The sequence below is a fragment of the Streptomyces sp. NPDC088747 genome (assembly GCF_044751025.1).
Lineage (GTDB): Bacteria > Actinomycetota > Actinomycetes > Streptomycetales > Streptomycetaceae > Streptomyces.
The window spans coordinates 203,354-222,436 of record NZ_JBIVKZ010000009.1 but is presented as its reverse complement, the minus strand read 5'-3'; the positions used below and the strand labels follow the sequence as shown (position 1 = coordinate 222,436).

Here is a 19,083-nt window from a genome sequence, read left to right as displayed (position 1 = left end):
GTGTTCGGACGTCGCAAGAAGGGCAGTGCCGCCGAGGACGCGGCGGGCGAGGCCGAGCAGGTCGTCGACGACGTCGACACTGAGGCGGACGGGACGGAGCGGGAGCGCGTGAGGCTCGAACCGGAGCCGCGGCCCGACGGACCCTGGGACGACTCGGAGGTGCGCGACCCCGCCGAGGGCCGTGTGGACCTGGGCGGCATCCTGGTGCCCGGAGTCGACGGCATGGAGCTGCGGGTCGAGGTCGCGGGCGACGCGATCGTCGCGGCCACCGTCGTCCTGAAGGACAGCGCCGTCCAGCTCCAGGCCTTCGCCGCTCCCAAGCGCGAAGGCATCTGGGGCGAGGTCCGCGAGGAGATCGCCTCCGGCATCACCCAGCAGGGCGGTGTCATCGACGAGGTCGAGGGCCCGCTGGGCTGGGAGCTGCGGGCGCAGGTCCCGGTGCAACTGCCGGACGGCACGGGCGGTTTCCAGGTCGTGCGGTTCGTCGGTGTGGACGGTCCCCGGTGGTTCCTGCGCGGAGTCATCTCCGGTCAGGGCGCGGTACAGCCGCAGGCCGCGGGACTCCTCGAACAGATCTTCCGGGACACGGTGGTCGTGCGCGGTGAGGGTCCGATGGCCCCCCGCGACCCGATCGTCCTGAAGCTGCCGAACGACGCGCAGATGGTGCCCGAGGGTGTCCAGCAGGAGGAGCAGAGTGGTTCCCGCTTCTCCGGTGGCATGGGGCAGTTGCAGCGCGGACCGGAGACCACCGAGGTTCGCTGACGTATCGCCGCCGCGCCTCGGCCGAAAGCACATCAGGGCCGCACTCCTTCACCGGGGTGCGGCCCTTTTCGTATACCTGAACCTTTCTCCAGGGAGGGCGGTCGAGGTGTGGTTCCGCCCTCGGGGGTTGACGGGGATTTGGTCTGGACCTATGGTCCCGGCCAGCGCGTGTGTTCAGTCCCCCGTGTGTCGTTCACATACAAGAACGGATCCCCTCACATGCCCGAGACCCCCACAGTTCACCGCCGCAGACGGCTCCCGGCCTTCCTCGTCACCATCGCCACGACCGCCGCCCTGGTCGCCGGCTTCCTCGCCCTGCCCGGCGGCCAGCAGCGGGCCGAGGCCGCGCCGGCCACCTTCGTGCACCCCGGAGTCGGCGTCTCCCGAGGCCAGTTGGACTTCGCCCGCACCCAGGTGCTGGCCGGCGCCCAGCCCTGGAAGGGTGCCTACGACCAGATGCTGGCGAGCAAGTACGCCTCGCTGACACGTACGCCCACCCCGCGCGCGGTCGTCGAGTGCGGCTCGTACTCGAACCCCAACAACGGCTGTACCAACGAGCGCGAGGACGCGATAGCCGCGTACACCACGGCTCTGGCCTGGTACATCACCCGGGACGCCCGCTACGCGCAGAAGTCCATCCAGCTGATGGACGCCTGGTCGGCCACGATCACCGACCACACCAACAGCAACGCCCCGCTCCAGACCGGCTGGGCGGGCTCCTCGTGGCCCAAGGCCGCCGAGATCATCAAGTACACGTACACCGGTACCTGGGCCAACTCCGCACGGTTCGGGACCATGCTGCGCAACGTCTACCTGCCCGAGATCATCAACGGCTCCAACTCCAACGGGAACTGGGAGCTGACGATGATGGAGGCCGCCATCGGCATCTCCGTCTTCCTTGAGGACAGGGGGGCATGGGACTCGGCCATGGCGAAGTTCCGTACCCGCACGGCCGCGTACGTCTACCTCTCCTCCGACGGCGCGCTGCCGAAGACCGTGCCGAGCCAGAACCTCAACACCACGGCCAAGATCGTCTCCTACTGGCAGGGGCAGTCCACCTTCACCACCGGGCTCACCCAGGAGACCTGCCGCGACTTCGTGCACACCGGGTACGGCATCTCCTCCATCTCGCACGTCGCGGAGACCAGCCGGATCCAGGGCATCGACCTCTACACCACCGACGTGGGCGAGCGGCTGCGCCAGGCGCTCGGTTTCCAGGCCAAGTACCAGCTGGGTGAGGCGGTGCCGAGTTCGCTGTGCGGCGGGTCCCTGACGCTCGGGCTCGGCCCGATCACCGAGGTCGGCTACAACGCCATGCACAACCGCCTCGGCTACGGCATGACGAACACCGAGAACCTGACCATGCGGAACCGCCCGTCCGGCACGAACAACCTCTTCGTGGCCTGGGAGACCCTCACGCAGGGGGACAACCTGAGCTGACGTGACGTGCGGGGACGAGCCCCGCGCCTTCCTTCCGGTGGCCGGGTGACCGTAGCGATACGGGCGCCCGGCCATCAGGGTTCCGTCAAAACGCCCGCCTCCCGGCCCACCGCCCCTTTTGCCGGGATTATTGGCCGTAAGGTCGACGCTGCGTACACAACGGTGACGGGAAGACAATAGGGGCCATGGGACGCGGCAAGCTTCGGATCTACCTGGGCGCGGCACCGGGCGTCGGCAAGACGTACGCGATGCTCTCCGAGGCGCACAGGCGTGTCGAGCGCGGCACGGACTGCGTCGTCGCGTTCGTCGAGCACCACGGGCGCCCGCGTACCGAGGTGATGCTGCACGGCCTGGAGCAGGTGCCGCGCAGGGAGCTGGAGTACCGCGGCTCCCTCTTCGGCGAGATGGACGTGGACGCCGTACTGGAGCGCGCCCCGGCCGTCGCCCTGGTGGACGAGCTCGCGCACACGAACGTTCCCGGTTCGCGCAACGACAAGCGGTGGCAGGACGTGCAGGAACTCCTGGCGGCCGGCATTGACGTCGTCTCGACGGTCAACATCCAGCACCTGGAGTCGCTGGGCGACGTGGTCGAGTCGATCACCGGCGTACGGCAGCGGGAGACCGTTCCGGACGAGGTGGTCCGACGGGCGGACCAGATCGAGCTGGTCGACATGTCGCCGCAGGCGCTGCGGCGGCGGATGGCACACGGCAACGTGTACAAGTCCGACAAGGTCGACGCGGCGCTGTCGAACTACTTCCGGCCCGGCAACCTCACCGCCCTGCGGGAGCTGGCGCTGTTGTGGGTGGCGGACCGGGTCGACGAGTACCTGACGGAGTACCGCACCGATCACCGGGTCTCGAAGATCTGGGGTTCGCGGGAGCGGATCGTGGTGGGCCTGACGGGCGGTCCGGAGGGCCGGACGCTGATCCGGCGTGCCGCGCGGCTCGCGGAGAAGGGCGCGGGCGGCGAGGTGATGGCCGTCTACATCGCCCGCAGCGACGGGCTGACCTCGGCCTCGCCCAAGGAACTGGCCGTCCAGCGCACCCTGGTCGAGGACCTCGGCGGCACCTTCCACCACGTCGTCGGGGACGACATCCCGGCCGCGCTGCTGGACTTCGCGCGGGGCGTCAACGCCACGCAGATCGTGCTCGGCTCCTCGCGCCGCAAGACCTGGCAGTACATGTTCGGGCCCGGCGTCGGGGCCACGGTCGCCCGGGAGTCGGCGTCCGACCTGGACGTGCACATCGTCACGCACGACGAGGTCGCCAAGGGCCGTGGGCTGCCGGTGGCGCGGGGCGCGCGGCTGGGGCGGTCCCGGATCATCTGGGGCTGGTTCGTCGGTGTGCTCGGACCGGTGCTTCTCGCGTTCCTCCTGAACACGGTGGAGCTCGGTCTCGCCAACGACATGCTGCTGTTCCTGGCGCTGACGGTGGCGGCGGCCCTGCTGGGTGGCCTGTACCCGGCGCTCGCCTCGGCGGCCTTCGGGTCGCTCCTCCTGAACTACTACTACACGCCGCCGCTGCACCGCCTGACGGTCTCCGACCCCAAGAACATCGTCGCCATCGCGATCTTCTTCGGTGTCGCCGTCTCCGTGGCGTCCGTGGTGGACCTCGCGGCCCGGCGCACCCACCAGGCGGCACGGCTGCGCGCCGAGTCGGAGATCCTCTCCTTCCTCGCGGGGAGCGTGCTGCGCGGCGAGAACAGCCTGGAGGCGCTCCTGGAGCGGGTCCGGGAGACCTTCGGCATGGAGTCGGTGGCACTCCTCGAACGGGAGAGCGACGTCGATCCGTGGAAGTGCGCGGGGAGCGTCGGCCCCCGTCCACTGGTGGAGCGGCCCGAGGACGCGGACGTGGACATCCCGGTGGGCGACCACCTGGCGCTCGCGCTGTCGGGGCGGGTGCTGCCTGCCTCCGACCGGCGGGTGCTGGCCGCCTTCGCCGCGCAGGCCGCGGTGGTCCTGGACCGGCAGCGCCTCCAGTACGAGGCGGACCGGGCGAAGGAGCTGGCGGAGGGCAATCGCATCCGCACGGCTCTGCTGGCCGCCGTCAGCCACGACCTGCGCACCCCGCTGGCCGGTATCAAGGCCGCCGTCTCCTCCCTGCGCTCGGACGACGTGGCCTGGTCGGAGGAGGACCAGGCCGAGCTGCTCGAAGGCATCGAGGACGGCGCCGACCGGCTCGACCACCTGGTGGGCAACCTGCTGGACATGTCCCGCCTCCAGACCGGCACGGTCACGCCGCTCATCAGGGACATCGACCTCGACGAGGTGGTGCCGATGGCGCTCGGCGGCGTACCGGAGGACAGCGTCGAACTGGACATCCCGGAGAGCCTGCCGATGATCGCGGTGGACGCCGGGCTGCTGGAGCGGGCGGTCGCCAACCTCGTGGAGAACGCCGTCAAGTACAGCCCCGCCGACGAACGGGTACTGGTGTCGGCGAGCGCCATGGCCGACCGGGTGGAGATGCGGGTGGTGGACCGCGGGCCCGGCGTCCCCGACGAGGCCAAGGAGCGCATCTTCGCCCCCTTCCAGCGCTACGGTGACGCTCCGCGCGGCGCCGGGGTGGGCCTCGGCCTCGCGGTCGCCCGCGGCTTCGCCGAGGCCATGGGCGGCACCCTGACCGCCGAGGACACCCCCGGGGGCGGACTCACCATGGTGCTCACGCTCAGGGCGGTGCAACGCGGCCCCGAAGCGGCCACCGACGCTTCCGTCCCCGAGTCGGGACCATCAGCACCGGCACCATCAGAGTCACCGGCATCATCAGTGTCACCAGCACCATCAGCAGCGGAAAGGCAGGCCTCATGACCCGGGTCCTCGTGGTCGACGACGAGCCCCAGATCACGCGAGCCCTCGTCATCAACCTGAGGGCACGCAAGTACGAGGTCGACGCGGCCCCGGACGGAGCCACCGCGCTCCAGCTCGCCGCCGCCCGGCACCCCGACGTCGTCGTGCTCGACCTCGGTCTCCCCGACATGGACGGCGTCGAGGTGATCAGGGGCCTGCGCGGCTGGACCCGGGTGCCCATCCTGGTGCTCTCGGCCCGGCACTCCTCGGACGAGAAGGTCGAGGCTCTCGACGCGGGCGCCGACGACTACGTCACCAAACCCTTCGGCATGGACGAACTGCTGGCCCGGCTGCGCGCCGCCGTCCGCCGCGCCGAGCCCACGGGGGCCGGCGAGGACGACGTGATCGTCGAGACGGACGACTTCACCGTCGACCTCGCCGCGAAGAAGGTCAACCGCGGTGGACGCGACGTCCGCCTGACCCCCACGGAGTGGCACCTCCTGGAGGTGCTGGTGCGCAACACCGGCCGCCTGGTCAGCCAGAAGCAGCTGCTCCAGGAGGTCTGGGGGCCGTCGTACGGCACGGAGACGAACTACCTGCGGGTCTACATGGCCCAGCTGCGCCGCAAGCTGGAGACGGACCCCTCGCACCCCAGGCACTTCGTCACCGAGCCGGGCATGGGTTACCGGTTCGAACGCTGACCCGCGTGGGTACGAGGCTGTCGGCGCCCCCGGTACGCTTTCGGTATGAGTGCTGTTCCGCGTTCCGAAAAACCGGCGGGCCGGTTCCGGCGCATGCTGGACAGGCTCTCCTCGTCCCAGGAGGACCTGGAGTCCGAGGAGCTGCGCGAGGACGCCGAGACCGCCGGCTGCACACGGATCGGTGACTGCCACGACCGACAGGTCGTGACCGTTACTGGTACGTTGCGCACGGTCACTCTGCGCCCGCGTGCCGGAGTCCCCGCGCTGGAGGCCGAGTTGTTCGACGGCTCGGCGGCGCTTGATGTCGTGTGGCTGGGCAGACGCTCCATCGTGGGCATAGAGCCGGGGCGCAAGCTCATCGCATCGGGCCGCATTTCCATGAGCCGGGGCCGTAGGGTGCTGTTCAACCCGAAGTACGAACTCAGACCGCTCGGACGGGAGTAGCCGGTGACGTCGCTCGACAAGCCGACCGAAGACCCCCAGCAGGACACGAGGGCGGTGACGGAGGCCGCGCTCTTCGAGGCGTTCGGCGGTGTGCGGGGCATGGTCGAGACGGTCGTGCCCGGCCTCCTCTTCGTCACCATCTTCACGATCAACAAGGACCTGCACTCGGCGGCCATCGCCGCCCTCGCGGTGTCCGTGCTGCTCGTCGTGGTCCGCCTGATCATGAAGGACACCGTCAAGCACGCCTTCAGCGGCGTATTCGGCGTCGCCTTCGGTGTCGTCTTCGCGATGATGACGGGCAACGCGAAGGACTTCTACCTGCCGGGCATGCTCTACACGCTCGGCCTGGCCGTCGCCTACATCGCCACGACCCTCGCGGGCGTGCCGCTGATCGGCCTGATGCTCGGCCCGGTCTTCAAGGAGAACCTCTCCTGGCGCACCCGCAACCCCGGCCGCAAGAAGGCGTACGCGAAGGCCAGCTGGGCCTGGGGCCTGATCCTGCTCGCCAAGTGCGCGGTCCTCTTCCCGCTCTACTGGTGGGGCGACACCACCCAGTTCGGCTGGGTCCTGATCGCCCTGAAGATCCCGCCCTTCCTGCTCGCCGTCTGGCTCACCTGGGTCTTCCTCGCGAAGGCGCCGCCGCCGATCGACGTCTTCGCGGAGATGGAGGCGGAGGAGAAGGCCGAGAAGGAGCGCAAGGCCGCCCTCGCCGAGGAGCGCGGCGACACCACGCCGACCAGCCATCGCCGCGAGGCGTGAGCGTCCCAGCCCGTACCCCTCGGTGCCGCACTCAGTGCCGTACACCTGTGCCCGTACGACGATGGGGGCGCCCGGAGATCTCCGGGCGCCCCCATCGTCGTATCGGAAACGGCTAGCCGGCCGCGTCCTCGCGGCGCACCGACAGCAGGTCCTCCAGCTGTTCCTCGCGGGCCTGTGCGGCCACGAACAGCAGTTCGTCGCCGGCCTCCAGGGAGTCCTCCCGGGAGGGCGTCAGGACACGGGTGCCGCGGATGATGGTGACCAGGGACGTGTCCTCGGGCCACTCGACGTCGCCGACGGTCGTGCCGGCCAGGGCGGACTCCGGCGGCAGGGTCAGTTCGACGAGGTTGGCGTCGCCGTGGCTGAAGCGGAGCAGGCGGACCAGGTCGCCGACGCTGACGGCCTCCTCGACCAGGGCCGACATCAGGCGCGGGGTGGAGACGGCGACGTCGACGCCCCAGGACTCGTTGAACAGCCACTCGTTCTTCGGGTTGTTGACCCGGGCGACGACCCTCGGGACGCCGTACTCGGTCTTCGCGAGCAGGGAGACGACGAGGTTGACCTTGTCGTCCCCGGTGGCCGCGATGACCACATTGCAGCGCTGGAGCGCGGCCTCGTCGAGGGAGGTGATCTCGCAGGCGTCGGCGAGCAGCCACTCCGCCTGCGGGACGCGCTCGACCGAGATGGCGGTCGGCGCCTTGTCGATCAGCAGGATCTCGTGGCCGTTCTCCAGGAGCTCGCCCGCGATCGAGCGGCCCACGGCGCCGGCACCGGCAATGGCGACTCTCATCAGTGACCGGCTTCCTCTTCGGGGCCCTTGGCGAAGGACGCCTCGACCTTGTCCACGTCGAAGGTGCGCATCATCACGTGCACCAGGTCGCCTTCTTGCAGCACCGTCTGCGAGGTGGGCAGGACCGCCTCGCCCAGCCGGGTGAGGAAGGCCACGCGTACGCCGGTCTCGTCCTGGAGCCGGCTGATCTTGTGGCCGACCCAGGCGGTGGAGGCGTGCACCTCGGCGAGCTGCACCCCGCCGGTGGGGTCGCGCCACAGCGGCTCGGCGCCCGAGGGCAGCAGCCTGCGCAGCATCTGGTCGGCCGTCCAGCGGACGGTGGCGACGGTGGGGATGCCCAGGCGCTGGTAGACCTCGGCGCGGCGGGGGTCGTAGATGCGCGCCGCGACGTTCTCGATGCCGAACATCTCGCGGGCCACCCGGGCCGCGATGATGTTGGAGTTGTCGCCGCTGGAGACCGCGGCGAACGCCCCGGCCTCCTCGATGCCCGCCTCGCGCAGGGTGTCCTGGTCGAAGCCGACTCCGGTGACGCGACGGCCGCCGAACCCGGAGCCGAGGCGTCGGAAGGCGGTGGGGTCCTGGTCGATCACGGCGACCGTGTGCCCCTGTTGCTCCAGGGTCTGGGCAAGAGCGGAACCGACTCTTCCGCAGCCCATGATGACAATATGCACGGCCTTACCCCGCACTCCCCGCTAGGCCTCTGACCTGCGTAGATGTCCTGCTCATGTCTCTCTCTCGGCTCGCCGGGCAATACGCTGCGGCCAGTTTTCGGCCTGCCGGGCAACATCATGCCGGTGAATCCCGATAGTGATACCGCGCAGGTGTGAGCCGTCGGCCCCGCTTGCCCGCCTCCACCGTATCGGCAAAGCCGCGAGGGCCGACGGGAGGCCGTGGGGAGGCTGCGCGGAGGCCGCGGGGAGGAGGCCTCGACGAATCCTTGAGGCGTGGGTCAGCGGCGGTTGATGCTGCGGACGCTCAGAAGGGTGAGGATTCCGAGGCCGACAAGGCCGGCGGCCGCGCCGATGAGCTCCGCGGTGGCGTGCATGGGACCTCCAGAAGCGGGCGAATGTGGATGTTTTTCATATAGGCACGCGGATCTGGACGGCAACGGAATCCGCAGCGGGGAATGTGCCCGTTTTCACTCGTAGGGCAGATGTGGGGCAGATGTAGGGCGGCAGGTGGGCGGCCCCCCGTTCGAACGCTTACGATCCTCTCCGTGTCCAAACTGACCGACGTGCCCAAACGGATTCTGATCGGGCGCGCACTGCGCAGTGATCGGCTCGGGGAAACGCTCCTGCCGAAGCGCATCGCACTCCCCGTCTTCGCATCCGACCCGCTCTCCTCCGTGGCGTACGCACCCGGAGAAGTGCTCCTGGTCCTCTCCATCGCGGGCGTGTCGGCCTACCACTTCAGCCCCTGGATCGCCCTCGCGGTCGTCGTGCTGATGTTCACCGTGGTCGCCTCCTACCGGCAGAACGTGCACGCCTACCCGAGCGGCGGCGGCGACTACGAGGTCGCGAACACCAACCTCGGCCCCCGGGCCGGCCTCACCGTCGCCAGCGCGCTGCTCGTCGACTACGTCCTGACCGTCGCCGTGTCGATCGCGTCCGGCATCGAGAACCTCGGTTCGGCGATCCCGTTCGTGATCGAGCACAAGGTGCTCTGCGCGGTCGGCGTCATCGTGCTGCTCACGCTGATGAACCTGCGCGGAGTGAAGGAGTCCGGAAAGCTCTTCGCGATTCCGACGTACGTCTTCGTGGCCGGCGTCTTCATCATGATCGCCTGGGGCTCCTTCCGCGGGCTCGTCCTCGACGACACCATGAAGGCCCCGACCGCCGACTTCCACATCGAGGCCGAGCACCAGGGCCTCGCCGGCTTCGCCCTCGTCTTCCTGCTGCTGCGCGCCTTCTCCTCCGGCTGCGCCGCGCTCACCGGCGTCGAGGCCATCTCCAACGGCGTGCCGGCCTTCCGCAAGCCCAAGTCGAAGAACGCCGCGACCACCCTCGCGATGATGGGCCTGCTCGCCGTCACCATGTTCTGCGGGATCATCGGCCTGGCCATGGCGACCAAGGTCCGGATGGCGGAGAACCCGGCCGTCGACCTGATCCACAACGGCGTCGCGGTCGGCGCCGACTACGTCCAGAACCCGGTGATCTCGCAGGTCGCCGAGGCGGTCTTCGGCAAGGGCAGCTTCCTGTTCATCGTGCTGGCCGCCGCCACCGCGCTGGTGCTCTTCCTCGCCGCCAACACCGCCTACAACGGCTTCCCGCTGCTCGGCTCGATCCTCGCCCAGGACCGCTATCTCCCGCGCCAGCTGCACACCCGCGGCGACCGCCTCACCTTCTCCAACGGCATCGTGCTGCTGGCGCTCGCCGCCGCCATGCTCGTCTGGGTCTACGGAGCGGACTCGACGAAGCTCATCCAGCTCTACATCGTCGGTGTCTTCGTCTCCTTCACCCTCAGCCAGACCGGCATGGTCCGGCACTGGAACCGGCACCTGCGCACCGAGAAGGACCTGGCCAAGCGCCGCCACATGGTCCGCTCCCGCGCGATCAACACCTTCGGCGCCTTCTTCACCGGTCTCGTGCTGGTCGTCGTACTCGTCACGAAGTTCACGCACGGCGCCTGGGTCGCGCTGCTCGGCATGGTGATCTTCTACGCGACGATGAGCGCGATCCGTAAGCACTACGACCGGGTCGCCGAGGAACTGGTCGCGCCCGAGGGGCCCTCCGACGACAGCGTCCGCCCCTCCCGGGTCCGCTCCATCGTCCTGATCTCCAAGATCCACCGCCCCACGCTGCGCGCCCTCGCCTACGCCAAGCTGATGCGCTCCGACAGCCTGGAGGCGCTCAGCGTCAACGTCGACCCGGTCGAGACGAAGGCCCTGCGCGACGAGTGGGAACGGCGCGGTATCGACGTACCGCTGAAGGTCCTCGACTCGCCGTACCGCGAGATCACCCGCCCCGTCATCGAGTACGTCAAGGGGCTGCGCCGGGACTCGCCGCGCGACGTGGTCTCCGTGATCATCCCCGAGTACGTGGTCGGGCACTGGTACGAGCACCTGCTGCACAACCAGAGCGCGCTCCGGCTGAAGGGCCGGCTGCTGTTCACGCCGGGCGTGATGGTGACGTCGGTGCCCTACCAGCTGGAGTCGTCCGAGCTGGCCAGGAAGCGGGCCCGTAAGCGCCAGGAGTGGAGCGCGCCGGGTGCGGTGCGGCGGGGTCCGGCCCATGACCGGCCCAAGGAGCCGTCGGGGTCATCCGGCCCGGCGGGGTCCTCGGGATCCGCGAAGGGCTGACGCGGCCGGGCGGAGGGGCGGTGAGCGGCCGGGCCGTGTTGTGTTGAGAGGCCCGGTGGCGTTGTGGTGAGCGGCCTGGTGGCGATGTGTCGAGAGGCCCGGCGGCGTTGTGGTGAGCGGACGGGCGGTGGCCACGTAGACTGGTCGGCTGTTGTCCGACCGTCCCGTCCCGCGGCGTCCTTCGACACGCTTCCGGCGCTGTTCCGCGCCCTGCCGTGTCCTTCCGCGGCCTCCCGTCCTCCCGCACCCTTTTCGCATCTGGAGTCACCCCGCCATGCAGGCAGAACCGAAGAAAATGCTGGTGGGGGAGGAGTACGAGGTCGAGGTCGGCCCTGTCGCCCACGGCGGGCACTGCATCGCCCGTACCACCGAGGGACAGGTCCTCTTCGTCCGGCACACCCTGCCCGGCGAGCGGGTCCTCGCGCGGGTGACGGACGGCGAGGAGGGCGCGCGGTTCCTGCGCGCCGACGCCGTCACCGTCCTCGAACCCTCCAAGGACCGGGTCGAGGCCCCGTGCCCGTACGCCGGTCCCGGCCGCTGTGGTGGCTGCGACTGGCAGCACGCCAAGCCGGGCGCCCAGCGGCGGCTGAAGGGCGAGGTCATCGCCGAGCAGTTGCAGCGGCTCGCGGGTCTCACCCCGGAGGAGGCCGGCTGGGACGGCACCGTGATGCCCGCCGAGGGCGACAAGCTGCCCGCCGGTGAGGTTCCCGCCTGGCGCACGCGCGTGCAGTACGCCGTCGACCCGGACGGCAACGCCGGACTGCGCCGGCACCGTTCGCACGAGGTCGAGCCGATCGAGCACTGCATGATCGCCGCGGAGGGCGTCAGTGAGCTCGGCGTCGAGCAGCGCGACTGGTCGGGCATGGTCTCCGTCGACGCGATCGCCGCCTCCGGTTCCCAGGACCGCATGGTGATCCTGGAACCCCGGCCCGGCGCCCGGCTGCCCCTCGTCGAGCTCGACAAGCCCGCCTCCGTCATGCGCGTCGAGGAGCACGACGGCGGCATCCACCGCGTGCACGGCCGCGCCTTCGTCCGCGAGCGTGCCGACGGGCGTACCCACCGGGTGGGCAGCGGCGGCTTCTGGCAGGTCCACCCGCAGGCCCCGGACATTCTGGTCAAGGCCGTCATGCAGGGCCTGCTGCCGCGCAAGGGCGAGATGGCACTCGACCTGTACTGCGGCGTCGGCCTGTTCGCCGGCGCCCTCGCGGACCGCCTCGGCGACAAGGGCGTGGTCCTCGGCATCGAGTCCGGCAAGCGCGCGGTCGAGGACGCCCGGCACAACCTCGCCGCCTTCGACCGCGTCCGCATCGAACAGGGCAAGGTCGAGTCCGTCCTCCCGCGCACCGGCATCACCGAGGTCGACCTGATCGTCCTCGACCCGCCCCGCTCCGGCGCCGGCAAGAAGACCGTCGAACACCTCGCGTCCCTGGGCGCCCGCCGCATCGCGTACGTCGCCTGCGATCCCGCGGCCCTCGCCCGCGATCTGGGGTACTTCCGGGACGGCGGATACAAGGTACGGACCCTGCGGGCGTTCGACCTGTTCCCGATGACTCACCATGTGGAGTGCGTGGCGATTCTGGAGCCGGCTGAGAAGGGCGTCTGAGCTGCGGTTTTGTTGCTCTGGCGGGTTGCTCGACCTGTTTCCCTCCGTGCGGCGGTTCGATTGGGCGGATCGATCTTTGAGATCTCTCTGACCTGCGACTTCGTGAGGGGTGCGCTGCGGCGGGGCGACTGAACACACCGGTGATACCGGGCTGGTATCATCGGTGTATGGCGATGACACTTCGACTCCCCGACGACCTTGACGCGAAGCTGACTGAGCGGGCTCGTCGGGAGGGCCGCAGCAAGCAGGAACTCGCCATCGAGGCTATCCGTGACGCCCAGAACCGGGCCGAGCTGAAGGTCGCTGACGTCCTGACCGAGCTCCTGGACAGCGATGCGGAGATCCTGGACTACCTGAAGTGACCGACGTGCGCTACATGCAGCTCGACGAGATCCTGGCCATCGCCCGCACGGTGAACCGTACCGAGCACAGCGCGCGTGACGTGGGCTTGCTGGTGTCAGCCATCGAGCGACCCCGGACGAACATGTTCGGAGCCGAGCTGTATCCCACCCTGCACGAGAAGGCTGCGGCACTGCTGCACTCCGTCGCACGCAATCACGCATTGATCGACGGCAACAAGCGCACCGCCTGGCTCGCCATGCGCGTCTTCCTGCGGTTCAACGGCGTCAGTGCCAGTATCGTCCCACCGCCCGTCTCCATTGCCGGCCCGTTCGTCGAGGACGTCGCGCAGGACCACATCGATGTACCGGCCATCGCCAAGCGCCTGGCGGCCTGGTTCCCTGTTTTCTGACGTTCGACGCTCGTTCCCGCAGTGCGTCATGAACCTCGGGTGAGGTCCCGTGGCTGTGGGTCAACGGGCGGCGTGTGCGGGCGCAGTGTCGATCTCCTGTGGTCGAGAGCCGGCCGGGGTGGACGGCGCGAAGTTGGTCCAGGCCGAGCGGGTGGGCAGGGGATGGACGGTGCCGCCTGCGACCGAGTTGAGGATCACGGCGGCCCGGCGGGCACCGAGGCCCAGGTCGGGTGTGCCGACGCCGTGAGTATTCAGTTCGGCGTTCTGCACATACAGGCCGCCGGTGAGGGCGGGCAGGGTGGCGACCCGGTGGTCGAGGTCGACCTGGTAGCGGCCCTGGTCGTCCCAGTCGATCAGGTGGGCGATGGGGTCGAGGACTGGGGGGCGGACCGCGCGGTAGCCGGTTGCGAGCACCACCGCTTCGGTGCTGATCACGGTTTCGGTTTGGGAGTCGGTGTGCCGGCAGCGCAGTTCGATGGGGCCGTCCGGGTGGGCGGTGGCGGCGGACACTGCCGTGCCGGGGACGATTTCGACCGGTTCGGCGTCGATCGGCCGCCCCACGGTGGCTTGATCTGCCGGCGGCCGAGCAGTCACTGCCGGAACTCCTCGGCCTCGCCCGGGAGGTCCTCGCGGGGCTGCCGGAGCGGGACCAGCGGGAGATCTTCGCCGGGACGGCCCGGCGTCTGTACCCGGGGCTCGACGGCACCCGCACGGTGCGCCCCGCCTGAGTCCGGCGATCGGCGAGTGCGGCGATTCTCCGGTCCGCGGGTAAAGACATCTGAGCTGTGGTTTCTTCGCTCCTGAGAGGGAGACTCGGCGGGGGGCCGAGCGGCGTAGCGACGGGCAGGGGTGGCCCGCTGCGGCGATGATCGGAAGAAAGGCGCAGAAACCCGCGAGTGGTGGAGGAGCTGGACGTGGACGCTGACCGAACCCCGGACTCGGGCGGACTGCGGTGCCTGGTGACCGGTGCTTCCGGATACGTCGGCGGGCGGCTGGTGCCCGAGCTGCTGGAGGCCGGCCACCAGGTGCGTTGCGTGGCCCGCACCCCCGGCAAGCTGCGTGACTATCCCTGGGCGGGCGACGTCGAGGTGGTCAAGGGCGACGTCACGGACGCCGGCTCGATCGCCCAGGCCCTGCGCGGCATCGACGTCGCCTACTACCTGGTGCACGCGCTCGGCAGCGGCTCCGACTTCGAGGAGACCGACCGCCGCGCGGCCAGGACCTTCGCCGAGCAGGCGCACTCCGCCGGGGTACGGCGGATCGTCTACCTCGGCGGACTCACCCCCCGCGGCGTGCCCGAACGGGAACTCTCCCCGCATCTGCGCTCACGCGCGGAGGTGGGCAAGATCTTCCTCGACTCCCTGGTCCCCGCCACGGTCCTGCGCGCCGCCGTGGTCATCGGCTCCGGCTCGGCCTCCTTCGAGATGCTGCGCTACCTCACCGAACGGCTGCCGGTCATGGTCACCCCCAGCTGGGTGCACACCCGCGTCCAGCCCATCGGGGTGCGTGACGTGCTGCGGTACCTCGTCGGCTCGGCGACCATGCCGGACGACGTCGACCGGGCCTTCGACGTCGGCGGCCCGGACGTGCTGACCTACCGGGACATGATGCTCCGGTACGCCGATGTCGCCGGACTGCGGCGACGGCTGATCGTGCCCGTGCCGGTACTCACTCCGCGGCTGTCCAGCCACTGGGTCGGACTCGTCACGCCGGTGCCCGCGTCCATCGCACGGCCGCTGACGGAGTCGCTGCGCCACGAGGTCGTCTGCCAGGAGCACGAGATCGCCCGCTACGTTCCCGACCTGCCGGGCCGGCCCCTGCCGTTCGACGAGGCTCTCTCCCTGGCGCTGCGGCGGGTGCGCGAGGCGCAGGTCGTCACCCGCTGGTCGTCGGCGGACCTGCCCGGCGCGCCGAGCGACCCCCTGCCCACCGACCCCGACTGGGCCGGCGGCAGCCTGTACGAGGACGAGCGGCAGCTGACGGTCGAGACGTCCCCCGAGGCACTGTGGAAGGTGATCGAGGGCATCGGCGGCGACAACGGCTGGTACTCCTTCCCGCTCGCCTGGGCGGTGCGCGGCTGGCTGGACCGCTTCGTCGGCGGTGTGGGACTGCGGCGCGGCCGCCGTGACGCCGAGCGCCTGCAGGTCGGTGACTCGCTGGACTTCTGGCGGGTGGAGGAGATCGAGCCCGGCCGGCTGCTGCGGCTGCGCGCGGAGATGCGACTGCCCGGCCTCGCGTGGCTGGAGATGCGTGTCGAGCGGGACGACGGCCGGACGCGCTACCGGCAGCGCGCGTTGTTCCACCCTCGCGGTCTGTTCGGCCACGCCTACTGGTGGAGCGTCTCGCCGTTCCACGCCGTGGTGTTCGGCGGCATGGCGCGCAACATCACCCAGGCGGCGGCCAAGGGGATGAGCGCCCACGACAAGGCTGCGCCCGAACGTCCCGTCAGCGAGGCGAACTCCGGCGGAGGCGTGTCCCGGTAGCGCCACCCGTGAGTGCGCGGGGCGAGTGAGACGCCCCGACCGGCGCCTGCGGGCCGGCGCCGGAAACGGCGCCGGCCCGAACCGTGCTACTTGCTCACGGCGAAGCGCATCAGGGCCTTCTCGTCGCCCTGCTTGATCTTCCCGGTCTCGTTGATCACCTGGAGCTTCCAGGTCGCGCCGGCCCGCATGGCCTTGGCCACGGCGCAGCCGTTGTCGGCGCTGAGCAGGCTCGGCCAGATGTCGGCGACCTGCTGGGAGCTGCCGCCGGTGGCGTCGTACACCTTGAAGCTGATGTTCCGTGCCTTCTGGAAGCTGCTGCCCTTCTTGTACGCCGCGGCGACGAACACGATGGCCGTGATGTTGGCCGGCACGCGGTCGAACTGGACGGTCACCGTCTCGTCGTCGCCGTCCCCCTGGCCGGTCTGGTTGTCGCCGCTGTGCAGCAGCGAGCCGTTGCCCAGCGGGTCGGGGGAGTCGAGGCCGGCCAGCCGTACCGGGTCCGCCCCCTGCATGGCGATGGCGATCAGGTCGAGGTCGGTACCGACCTTCTGCCGGATCTTCCCCATCAGGCCGCCGCTGCTGCCGACGGTCGGGTCCCAGGACGCGCCGATGGTCAGGTGGGTCACCCCATCCAGATCCGCCGGACCGTCTTCCTTGGTGAGTGTGATCATTCGTGAACCCCTCCGTGAGGCGACTTCGACACACGAATTGTGTCTGGAGTGGTCAAGCTTGAGCACACCAGGTCCAGAAATACCGGTACAGGGGCGTGAGAAGGGCAAAATCGACCAGTGGCGGCGATGGCGAGCGGCGGCGTGAGCGGTATCCGTCCGGCCGGTCCGCAACCGGGTCGACGTGCCCCGCGTCGACGTAACGTGTGACGTCGATCGAATGGAGGCGAGGGCGCGTGATCGCATCGCTCGCCGTACTGGTGGCCCTTCTGCTGGTCTTTCCTGCCGTGGTCCCCAACACGCCCGGCCGGCTCGGCAGCCTGCTGGAGACCTTCCTTCCCTGGCTCGGGCTCACCGTCCCGGTACTGCTGGCCGTGGCGGTCCTGCGCCGCTCGTACGTCGCGCTGGTGGCGTCGCTGGTGCCCGTCGCCGCCTGGATCGCTCTCTTCGGCGGTCTGCTGCTGCCCGGCCACGAACCGGCGGGAGGGATCACCGCTGTCCAGCACAACGTCAGCGACGAGAACCCCGACCCGGCGGGCACCGCCAGGTCGCTGGCCGGGTCCCGGGCCGATCTCATCGCCCTGGAGGAACTGACCCCCTCCGCGCTGCCGGCCTTCGTGGCGGTCCTGGCGCCGGACTATCCCCACCACGCCGTCAGGGGCACGGTCGGGCTCTGGTCGAAGTACCCGCTCTCCGACGTACGGCTGGTGGACATCAGGCCGGAGGGGATCGAGGAGGGCTGGAACCGCGGGCTGCGCGCGACCGCCCGTACGGCACGGGGCGAAGTCGCGGTGTACGTGGCTCACCTGCCGTCCGTACGGATGAGTCCGACGAAGGGATTCGGCTCTCCGGCGCGGGACGAGAGCGCCGTGCTCCTCGGTGCGGCGATCGCCGCCGAGCGGCTGGACCGGGTGATCCTGCTCGGGGACCTCAACAGCACCGTGGACGACCGCGGTCTGGCTCCGGTCACCTCGCGGATGAGGGAGCCGGAGTCGGGGTTCGCGTTCAGCTGGCCCGCGGGGCTGCCCGTCGCGCGCATCGACCAGATCATGACCCGCGCGGCGACGGTCGGCGACGTCCGGACCCTGCCCGCGACGGGGAGCGACCATCTGCCGATAGCCGCTCACATCAGGCTCTGAGCCTCACTCGAACCCCGTGGCGCAGCCGCGCCCGCTCACTCGAACGGCCCCGCTCAGAGGGTCCCGTCCGCCGCCGCCACCGACGCTGGACGTGATCTCTAGCGAGGAGCCATCCATGGCGGAGAATGCGGATCGGCCCGGCGGCGGGGCGCGGCAGCCGGCGGAGCGGGCGGTTCGCGAGACCGCGGCCGAGGCCTGGATCTGGGGATATCCGCTGCTGGAGAACTACCGCACGATGTACCCGCAGGCCATCGACGCCGACGACCCCCGCTCGGTCGGCGGGTTCGGCCGCTTCCGCCACTACTCACGGCCCTTCACGCCGGCCAACACGGACGTCGTCACGCCGAACAACGACACGCCGTACTCCTGGGCCTGGCTCGATCTGCGTGCCGAGCCGTGGGTGGTGTCCGTACCGGCCACGGACCGCTACTACGTGCTGCCGCTGCACGACCCGGACACCAGTTACGTCGGGTTCATCGGCGCCCGTACCACCGGGAACGAGGCGGGCGACTACCTGGTGGCGGGCCCCGGATGGACCGGTGAGGTGCCGCCCGGCACGGCGGGTGTGCTGCGCGCCGACACCCGCCTGGTGGGCATCCTCGGCCGTACGTATCTCGCGGGGCCCCAGGACGTCGACGCGCTCCGTGCCGTCCAGGAGCGGTACCGCCTGCGCCCGCTGTCGGAGTACCTCGACAGCGCGGCCCCGCATCCCGCGCCCGAGCCCGTCTGGCCCGTGTGGCGGGAGGAGACCCTCGGCTCGGTCGAGTTCTTCGCCGTGCTCGACTTCCTGCTCGGCTTCTTCCCCGTACTGCCCGCGGAGGCGGACCTGCGCGGCAGGCTTGGAGCCCTGGGGGTGGACGGCCGCGGCGAGTTCGAGCCCGCCGCGCTGAAACCGGAGACCCGGGAGGCGCTCGAAGCGGGCATCGCCGACGCCCGCGCGCGGCTGGCCGAGGCCGGCGAGAACGCCGTCGAGTCCACCCACCTGTTCGGCACCCGCGAAGAGCACGGCGGTGACTATCTGACCCGCGCGGTCGGCGTCGAGAAGGGTCTCTACGGGCTGCCCGCCGCCGAGGCCTGGTACGCCGGCTGGGCCGAGGACAGCGAGGGCAACCGGCCGCCCGACGGAGCGCGGCGCGACTACGTCATCCGCTTCCCGCCCGGCGCTCTCCCGCCGGCCCGCTTCTTCTGGTCGGCGACCATGTACCGGCTGCCCGAACGACTGCTCGTCGACAACGAACTCGACCGGTACTCGATCGGCGACCGGACACCCGGACTCGTCCGCGACGCCGACGGCGGACTCACCCTCCACGTGAGCGCGACCCGGCCGGAGGACCCGGCCGAGGCCGCCAACTGGCTGCCCGCTCCCGCGGGGCCCTTCACCGTCACCATCCGCGTCTACGGCCCCGACCCCTCGGTGCTTGACGGCGGCTGGACCATTCCGGCGCTCACCCCCAGGAGCTGA

At 70.3% G+C, this 19,083-nt stretch carries 17 protein-coding genes; 13 read left to right on the top strand and 4 right to left on the bottom strand.

The window, feature by feature from the left end:
• The 6 genes from ACIP79_RS22535 to ACIP79_RS22510 all read left to right on the top strand — a co-directional run bounded on the left by ACIP79_RS22535 (position 1) and on the right by ACIP79_RS22510 (position 6,889).
• A complete protein-coding gene (locus tag ACIP79_RS22535) occupies positions 1–762 on the top strand; it encodes a DUF3710 domain-containing protein (protein WP_383681035.1) in 762 nt (253 codons plus the stop codon).
• Between the two features lie 219 nt (positions 763–981).
• Positions 982–2,202 (top strand): alginate lyase family protein, encoded by a 1,221-nt coding sequence (locus ACIP79_RS22530; RefSeq protein ID WP_401226029.1) that lies wholly within the window; start codon positions 982–984, stop codon positions 2,200–2,202.
• A gap of 185 nt (positions 2,203–2,387) precedes the next feature.
• A complete protein-coding gene (locus ACIP79_RS22525) occupies positions 2,388–5,006 on the top strand; it encodes an ATP-binding protein (RefSeq protein WP_401226028.1) in 2,619 nt (872 codons plus the stop codon).
• Positions 5,003–5,686, top strand: coding sequence for a response regulator (locus ACIP79_RS22520; protein ID WP_383681040.1), 684 nt, complete (start codon positions 5,003–5,005; stop codon positions 5,684–5,686). Before ACIP79_RS22525 ends, ACIP79_RS22520 begins: the two co-directional genes overlap by 4 nt.
• A 45-nt stretch (positions 5,687–5,731) precedes the next feature.
• On the top strand, positions 5,732–6,130 hold the full coding sequence (locus ACIP79_RS22515) for an OB-fold nucleic acid binding domain-containing protein (protein WP_383681041.1): 399 nt from the start codon (positions 5,732–5,734) through the stop codon (positions 6,128–6,130).
• Between the two features lie 3 nt (positions 6,131–6,133).
• Positions 6,134–6,889 carry a DUF3159 domain-containing protein gene (locus tag ACIP79_RS22510; RefSeq protein ID WP_401226024.1) on the top strand — a complete coding sequence of 252 codons (756 nt, stop codon included), beginning with the start codon at positions 6,134–6,136 and terminating at the stop codon, positions 6,887–6,889.
• Between the two features lie 112 nt (positions 6,890–7,001).
• Here the strand turns inward: ACIP79_RS22510 and ACIP79_RS22505 are convergent, their stop codons facing one another.
• Together ACIP79_RS22505 and ACIP79_RS22500 are read right to left on the bottom strand one after the other, a co-directional pair.
• Positions 7,002–7,679, bottom strand: coding sequence for a potassium channel family protein (locus ACIP79_RS22505; RefSeq protein WP_401226021.1), 678 nt, complete (start codon positions 7,677–7,679; stop codon positions 7,002–7,004).
• Positions 7,679–8,350, bottom strand: a complete 672-nt coding sequence (locus tag ACIP79_RS22500; RefSeq protein ID WP_365426248.1) for a TrkA family potassium uptake protein — start codon at positions 8,348–8,350, stop codon at positions 7,679–7,681. Before ACIP79_RS22500 ends, ACIP79_RS22505 begins: the two co-directional genes overlap by 1 nt.
• 545 nt (positions 8,351–8,895) lie before the next feature.
• Here ACIP79_RS22500 and ACIP79_RS22495 point away from each other — a divergent pair.
• From ACIP79_RS22495 to ACIP79_RS22480, 4 genes are all read left to right on the top strand, one after another.
• Positions 8,896–10,977 carry an APC family permease gene (locus ACIP79_RS22495; RefSeq protein ID WP_401226018.1) on the top strand — a complete coding sequence of 694 codons (2,082 nt, stop codon included), beginning with the start codon at positions 8,896–8,898 and terminating at the stop codon, positions 10,975–10,977.
• A gap of 274 nt (positions 10,978–11,251) precedes the next feature.
• Complete coding sequence (locus tag ACIP79_RS22490) at positions 11,252–12,580, top strand: class I SAM-dependent RNA methyltransferase (protein WP_401226015.1); 1,329 nt, start codon at positions 11,252–11,254, stop codon at positions 12,578–12,580.
• 167 nt (positions 12,581–12,747) lie between these two features.
• Complete coding sequence (locus tag ACIP79_RS22485; protein ID WP_401226012.1) at positions 12,748–12,942, top strand: ribbon-helix-helix protein, CopG family; 195 nt, start codon at positions 12,748–12,750, stop codon at positions 12,940–12,942.
• Positions 12,939–13,331, top strand: a complete 393-nt coding sequence (locus ACIP79_RS22480; protein ID WP_401226009.1) for a type II toxin-antitoxin system death-on-curing family toxin — start codon at positions 12,939–12,941, stop codon at positions 13,329–13,331. The genes ACIP79_RS22485 and ACIP79_RS22480 overlap by 4 nt, the downstream gene beginning before the upstream one ends.
• Positions 13,332–13,391: 60 nt before the next feature.
• Here the strand turns inward: ACIP79_RS22480 and ACIP79_RS22475 are convergent, their stop codons facing one another.
• A complete protein-coding gene (locus ACIP79_RS22475) occupies positions 13,392–13,892 on the bottom strand; it encodes a SidA/IucD/PvdA family monooxygenase (RefSeq protein WP_401226007.1) in 501 nt (166 codons plus the stop codon).
• A 353-nt stretch (positions 13,893–14,245) separates the two neighbouring features.
• On the opposite strand from ACIP79_RS22475, the gene ACIP79_RS22470 reads away from it, so the two are divergent.
• Positions 14,246–15,814: an SDR family oxidoreductase gene (locus ACIP79_RS22470; protein WP_401226004.1), complete on the top strand. Its 1,569-nt coding sequence runs from the start codon at positions 14,246–14,248 to the stop codon at positions 15,812–15,814.
• A gap of 86 nt (positions 15,815–15,900) precedes the next feature.
• On the opposite strand, the gene ACIP79_RS22465 is transcribed toward ACIP79_RS22470, so the two are convergent.
• A complete protein-coding gene (locus tag ACIP79_RS22465; protein ID WP_387184312.1) occupies positions 15,901–16,485 on the bottom strand; it encodes a TerD family protein in 585 nt (194 codons plus the stop codon).
• A 203-nt stretch (positions 16,486–16,688) separates the two neighbouring features.
• Between ACIP79_RS22465 and ACIP79_RS22460 the strand changes: the two genes are divergently transcribed.
• Together ACIP79_RS22460 and ACIP79_RS22455 are read left to right on the top strand one after the other, a co-directional pair.
• Positions 16,689–17,621, top strand: a complete 933-nt coding sequence (locus ACIP79_RS22460; protein WP_401226000.1) for an endonuclease/exonuclease/phosphatase family protein — start codon at positions 16,689–16,691, stop codon at positions 17,619–17,621.
• A gap of 115 nt (positions 17,622–17,736) precedes the next feature.
• A complete protein-coding gene (locus tag ACIP79_RS22455; protein WP_401225998.1) occupies positions 17,737–19,083 on the top strand; it encodes a DUF1254 domain-containing protein in 1,347 nt (448 codons plus the stop codon).

Excerpts from the sequence above, each read along its gene's own strand:
- ACIP79_RS22515 (WP_383681041.1), top strand. The coding sequence starts at position 5,732 with ATGAGTGCTGTTCCGCGTTCCGAAAAACCGGCGGGCCGGTTCCGGCGC.
- ACIP79_RS22505 (WP_401226021.1), bottom strand. The coding sequence starts at position 7,679 with ATGAGAGTCGCCATTGCCGGTGCCGGCGCCGTGGGCCGCTCGATCGCG.
- ACIP79_RS22525 (WP_401226028.1), top strand. The coding sequence starts at position 2,388 with ATGGGACGCGGCAAGCTTCGGATCTACCTGGGCGCGGCACCGGGCGTC.
- ACIP79_RS22465 (WP_387184312.1), bottom strand. The coding sequence starts at position 16,485 with ATGATCACACTCACCAAGGAAGACGGTCCGGCGGATCTGGATGGGGTG.
- ACIP79_RS22485 (WP_401226012.1), top strand. The coding sequence starts at position 12,748 with ATGGCGATGACACTTCGACTCCCCGACGACCTTGACGCGAAGCTGACT.
- ACIP79_RS22520 (WP_383681040.1), top strand. The coding sequence starts at position 5,003 with ATGACCCGGGTCCTCGTGGTCGACGACGAGCCCCAGATCACGCGAGCC.
- ACIP79_RS22455 (WP_401225998.1), top strand. The coding sequence starts at position 17,737 with ATGGCGGAGAATGCGGATCGGCCCGGCGGCGGGGCGCGGCAGCCGGCG.
- ACIP79_RS22530 (WP_401226029.1), top strand. The coding sequence starts at position 982 with ATGCCCGAGACCCCCACAGTTCACCGCCGCAGACGGCTCCCGGCCTTC.
- ACIP79_RS22490 (WP_401226015.1), top strand. The coding sequence starts at position 11,252 with ATGCAGGCAGAACCGAAGAAAATGCTGGTGGGGGAGGAGTACGAGGTC.